This is a genomic window from Pedobacter sp. 01N416 (genome assembly GCF_056399685.1).
The window spans coordinates 1-3,859 of record NZ_JBFTRT010000500.1 but is presented as its reverse complement, the minus strand read 5'-3'; the positions used below and the strand labels follow the sequence as shown (position 1 = coordinate 3,859).

The following is a 3,859-nucleotide window of genomic DNA, read 5'->3' as shown; positions in this document are numbered from 1 at the left end:
AGTTAATGGTTTCATTAAGGTCGAACATTCTGTCTTTAACATCTGTAACTTTAATAAACCATGAATCTAAAGGGTAATATAAAAGTGGCTCATCAGTTCTCCAGCTGTGTGGATAACTGTGAACATATTTTTCTACTTTAAAAGCTTTATTTTCTTCTTTTAATAAAATAGCAATTTCTACATCAACCGATTTTTCAGGTGCTTCGCCAGCATTGTAATATTCGTTCTTTACATATTTGCCTGCAAAAGGACCAACATGTTTAGTGAATTTACCCTGTAAATCTACTAATGGAACGGGGGTGTCATTCTCATCTAATACCAACATTGGTGGTACTTCCGGAATGGCTTCTTTAGCTACTTTAGCATCATCCGCGCCAAAAGTAGGGGCAGTATGAACAATACCGGTACCATCTTCAGTAGTTACGAAATCTCCGGAAATTACTCTAAACGCATTTTCGGGATTTTGGTATGGCAATGCGTAAGTTAACAGTTGTTCATATCTAATGCCAACCAGCTCACTTCCTTTGCATTCGGCAAGTATTTGATAAGGGATTTTTTTATCGCCAGCTTTAAAATTTGTAAAATCTTCAACTTCATTGCTTTCAAAGAAAATTTTACTAAACTGCTTGCCAACCAGGTTTTTTGCCAAAATCACATTTGTTGGCAAAAAGGTATATTGGTTGAAAGTTTTGACCAGAACATAGTCGATTTTTGGTCCAACTGTTAAAGCCGTGTTTGATGGTAAAGTCCACGGAGTAGTAGTCCAGGCCATCAGGTAAATATCTCCAAATGCTTGTAAAAACGGAGGTAACGTATTTGCTATCGCCTTAAATTGAGCAACAATCGTTGTGTCTGTAACATCTCGGTAAGCGCCAGGCTGATTTACCTCATGCGAACTCAATCCTGTCCCGGCTTTTGGAGAATAAGGTTGGATAGTATAACCTTTATAGATTAATCCTTTATCGTAAATCTGCTTCAAAAGCCACCACACCGATTCCATGTATTTCGACTTATAGGTAATGTATGGATCATCCATATCTACCCAATAGCCCATTTTTTCGGTCAGGTCGTTCCACACATCAGTGTAGCGCATTACTGTTTTTTTACAAGCTTCGTTATAGTCTTCGATGGAAATAGTTTTACCAATATCCTCTTTAGTAATCCCTAATTCCTTTTCAGTTCCAAGCTCAACAGGTAGACCATGTGTATCCCAGCCAGCTTTTCTTTTAACCTGATAACCCTTAATTGTTTTATAACGGCAAAAAATATCCTTAATTGCACGCGCCATTACGTGGTGAATCCCCGGCATGCCATTGGCAGACGGTGGACCTTCGTAAAAAGTAAACGGATTAGATTTCGGGCGGGAAGAAATACTTTTTTCAAAGATATTTTCCTTTTTCCAAAAATCCAGTATTTCTTGCCCTATTTTGGCAAGTTCCAATTGTTTAAATTCGCTATACATCAATCAAGTACCTCAAAAAATTAAAGGTTGCAAAGTTAACAGAATTGACTGAATTTTGGTAGTTTTGATGTAAATACTTTTAATGTGAAATTATTTAATATCGGGCTTACATTGATGATTGTTGCCGTAATTGCCTTGCCAATTGTTGCGGTAATAAACCCTTCAGACCGGGATTTTGTACTTTATGCTTTTTATTTCTGTGGCTTGCTCGAACTAATCGGGCTTATTTTTGTTTTAATCCATATTGTAACACTAAAAAGAAAGAACCCATGATTAAGCTCTTAAAATTGCAAAAAGCCGTTTTCATCCTCATAGCTGGCGTACTTTCTTTTATCGCCTATAAAATTTTAGATGCAAATGAGGTAAAAGGAAGTATCTATTTACAAATGCTGGCTGGCGTACTCATCATCATTGGTGCATTATGGTTGTTATATCCAATTTTATTCGCCAAAAAAGATAATGATGGCAATGCCGAAATCATTACCGATCCAACGGTCGAAGTTTCGGTAGATGAAGAGGATAAAAAGCCTGCAGCTGAATAAACCTTACCCTCATAGCCTTTGGGTTTAAACCCAAGGCTATGAAAAAAATAAAATCCACGTAGGGGTAAATTTCTTGTGAGTTGTATTAGCTCTAAATAACAAATAGAGATAACTATGATTCCTGCATTAATTATTTGGCTCTGCAAGAAATATTTTGCTCCAAAAACCTATAAAACATTTTCTTCCAAAAAACCAATCAATCCAAAAAGCGCTGCTTCGCTGGTCTTTCTTATCTGTTCACTTTCATCGGTTTTTGCTCAGCAAAGTAAATTTAACATCAAGCGTAATGGCGAAGTAATCGGCCAGATGTATTTCCAACAGAAAGACGATGGTGATAATGTTTATCTCAAAATAACTTCGAAGGTACAAACCCGTTTCGTTTTTAAAATTGATGTGGAAACAGAGGATGTAGCACATTTTAAAAATGGCAAACTCCTTAGCTCAAATGTAAATCGGGTAGTAAATGGCAATGCAAAAGAGGCTAAGAAAACAAGTTGGATAAATAATGTTTATCAGCTTAAAACAGGCGACAAAACCAGTACAATAAATCAGCCCATCAGTTATAATATGATGCTACTCTATACCAAAGAGCCTGTTAATATCCCCGAAATTTATTCTGACAACTTTCAGTGTTTTATTCCCATTCAGAAAAACGGGGCACATCAGTACCGGATCAATCTTCCCGATGGGAATTATAACGATTACCATTTCGAAAACGGAATATGTAAACTGGTTGTTGTAAATCACTCCCTGTACACCATTAGAATGGAAAGGGTTTAGTATGGAAACAGTTGCAAATAAGTACCTGAGGGTTTTGGTTACGGGTGCATCAGGCTTTATCGGCCGGAAGTTAAGCTTTACCCTTGCAGAGATGGGCTACGATGTAGTGGCACTTTGCAGAAATGTTAAGCATCCCTTTCTTATTCAGCACCGAAATATCCAGTTTGTAAAAGGAGATGTTTTGGATCCTGAAAGTTTAGAAAATGCCATGAAAGATTGTTATCAGGTTTACCATACTGCAGCCATGGCCAAAATGTGGTGCCGGAATGAGCAGGATTTTTACGATGTGAATGTAATTGGAACAAGAAATGTGCTCAGCTGTGCATTAAAATTGGGTGTAGAAAAAGTTGTGCATACCTCAACTTGCGGGGTATGGGGACCAACACTAAATCTGCCGGTTTCAGAAAACGACCCAAGGGCAGTTGGCTTCCCGATCAGCTATGAACGCACAAAATACCTCGCTGAATTAGAGGTGAAAGAATTTGTAAAAAAGGGATTGGAAGTGGTAATTGTAAACCCATCAAGAGTATATGGCGATGGACCAATAACAGATAGTAATACAGTGACTAAAATGGTTACAGGTTATATAAATGGTACATGGCATTTTATTCCGGGCGATGGAAAAGCAATTGCCAACTATGCTTTTGTAGACGATGTGGTAGATGGGCATATTGCCGCCATGCAGAATGGCAGGAATGGCGAGCGCTATATTTTGGGTGGAGTTGATATTTCTTTTAATAGTTTTTTCGGCACACTAAGGCAGATCACTGGTAAAAAAAGAAGTTTGTATAAAATCCCGGTAGGCATTATTAAAGCTTACAGTTTGCTGGAGTCTTTAAAATCAAAACTTTTTAACCTTACCCCATTTTTTCTGCCAGCGTTTGCCGATAGGTTAAAATGTAATCAACAATATTCGAGCAATAAAGCCATTGCCGAACTAAATTATCGGATAACACCTTTTGCAATAGGTTTAGGAAAAACCATTAATCACTTTCAGTTACAAATGACGAAGACTAAAGCTGGGCTAAAAATATAAAATTGTCATCCTGAGCCTGTCGAAGGACTAGCTTAAATG

General features: G+C 37.5%; 5 protein-coding genes. 4 read left to right on the top strand and 1 reads right to left on the bottom strand.

All coding sequences use genetic code 11. The annotated features are described in order from the left end of the window. Window positions 1-1,462, bottom strand: a 1,462-nt coding sequence (locus tag AC1DND_RS22315; RefSeq protein ID WP_477584802.1) for a class I tRNA ligase family protein, incomplete at its 3' end; no start/stop codon positions are given. Between the two features lie 84 nt (window positions 1,463-1,546). On the opposite strand from AC1DND_RS22315, the gene AC1DND_RS22310 reads away from it, so the two are divergent. From AC1DND_RS22310 to AC1DND_RS22295, 4 genes are all read left to right on the top strand, one after another. Beyond that, on the top strand, window positions 1,547-1,735 hold the full coding sequence (locus AC1DND_RS22310) for a hypothetical protein (protein ID WP_131031924.1): 189 nt from the start codon (window positions 1,547-1,549) through the stop codon (window positions 1,733-1,735). Beyond that, complete coding sequence (locus AC1DND_RS22305) at window positions 1,732-2,004, top strand: isoleucyl-tRNA synthetase (RefSeq protein ID WP_477584801.1); 273 nt, start codon at window positions 1,732-1,734, stop codon at window positions 2,002-2,004. Before AC1DND_RS22310 ends, AC1DND_RS22305 begins: the two co-directional genes overlap by 4 nt. A gap of 114 nt (window positions 2,005-2,118) precedes the next feature. After that, on the top strand, window positions 2,119-2,784 hold the full coding sequence (locus tag AC1DND_RS22300; protein ID WP_477584800.1) for a DUF6134 family protein: 666 nt from the start codon (window positions 2,119-2,121) through the stop codon (window positions 2,782-2,784). 1 nt (window position 2,785) lies between these two features. Further along, on the top strand, window positions 2,786-3,820 hold the full coding sequence (locus AC1DND_RS22295; protein ID WP_477584799.1) for an SDR family NAD(P)-dependent oxidoreductase: 1,035 nt from the start codon (window positions 2,786-2,788) through the stop codon (window positions 3,818-3,820). The last annotated feature ends 39 nt before the right edge of the window (window positions 3,821-3,859 follow it).